At 48.2% G+C, this 1,187-nt stretch carries 2 protein-coding genes; one reads left to right on the top strand and one right to left on the bottom strand.

What is annotated here, in order from left to right; translation table 11 throughout:
* Positions 1 to 300 precede the first annotated feature (300 nt).
* Positions 301 to 912 carry a hypothetical protein gene (locus C515_RS23760; protein ID WP_144290516.1) on the bottom strand — a complete coding sequence of 204 codons (612 nt, stop codon included), beginning with the start codon at positions 910 to 912 and terminating at the stop codon, positions 301 to 303.
* On the opposite strand from C515_RS23760, the gene C515_RS0116480 reads away from it, so the two are divergent.
* The coding region (locus C515_RS0116480; RefSeq protein ID WP_028456393.1) for a transposase at positions 911 to 1,187 on the top strand (277 nt) is incomplete at its 3' end. The genes C515_RS23760 and C515_RS0116480 overlap by 2 nt on opposite strands.

The raw sequence follows: 1,187 nt of genomic DNA, 5'->3' as shown, positions 1-1,187 counted from the left end.
GGGCGGAACCGGCATCAAAACACTGTGCCGCAGGCACTGAAAAAACAAAACCGCTGGAAACAATCCAGCGGTTCAATTCATGCGGCGCAATGCCTACGGCGATTGCGCCCTACCGTGCTCGCCTTTTCTTTGGTTCGTTTCTTTTGGCGAAGCAAAAGAAATGAACCCGTCCGCCGGGCGGAACCGGTATGAAAACACCGTGCAGCAGGCACAGAAAAAACAAAACCGCCGGACAGAATCCGGCGGTTCAATTCATGCGGCGCAATGCCTGCGGCGATTGCGCCTTACCGTGCCAGCCAGCTAAGCAACATTCAGTTTTTTAATCAACTGATTCTTTCTTTTATCTATCAAGTGAGCGGTAAATAATTCAATAGCAGGGAATGAATCCTCACCACCTGCTGCTTTTCTAAAATGTTTTAGCACCTCGTGCCCATCCGCCGGGCTAAACAAATAGGAAAATTGGACCTCAATTATTTCACGATCAACTACTGAATACTGCCATGCAACCAATGTAAACTCGAGAGCATTTAAATATGTAATTGCATGCCACCTTAACTCCGTTGACTGCGCCTCAGTAAGCTGTATTACATCACCATCAACCTGCTCAATCGTACTGGGAAACAATTGATCCAGCAATATTTGATGTTTTTTTGCTACCTTCACTTCTCTTTGATTAAAAATATCACGACACTGATCTTCACTCAAGCACTCAATTATTTTCCTTGCCAAGGATCCTTCTTTTTTAAGGTTTTTTGACCATTCAATTAAAATATCTACTGATCGTTCGCGTCGAGAACGTTCATGATCTGCGGTTATTTGCTTCTTCGATAGATATAGTTGGGCACCTCGGAAAACCCCAGCAGCCCAAGCGTGTAAACTGGCATCCGTACAAAATTCGTAAGATACAACCATGAAGCGCCGCTCTGCCATCAAAACCGACCTGTTTGCCGCTGATCTCCATCGCGACAAGATCGACGATCTGGGCGATCCACTGCAGCGCATCGAGCGTCACATCGATTTTGTGGCGTTGGCGCTACGAGTCGATCAAGTGGCACCGCGTCCGGTCAGCCTGCAGGGTGGACGGCCGGCGTTTCCGACGGAAACCATGGTGCGCATTCTGGTGCTCAAGCGCCTGTACAACCTGTCGGATGAGCAGATGGAGTTCCAGTTGCTCGACCGCATGAGTT

Origin of the sequence: Chitinilyticum litopenaei DSM 21440, assembly GCF_000428145.1 — a bacterium.
Taxonomy (GTDB): Bacteria; Pseudomonadota; Gammaproteobacteria; order Burkholderiales; family Chitinibacteraceae; genus Chitinilyticum; species Chitinilyticum litopenaei.
The sequence above is the reverse complement of the archived record's forward strand: the minus strand, read 5'-3'. Positions and strand labels throughout refer to the sequence as shown.

Bases quoted from the DNA above. Each gene is read 5' to 3' on its own strand.
- C515_RS23760 (WP_144290516.1), bottom strand. From the start codon at position 912: ATGGTTGTATCTTACGAATTTTGTACGGATGCCAGTTTACACGCTTGG.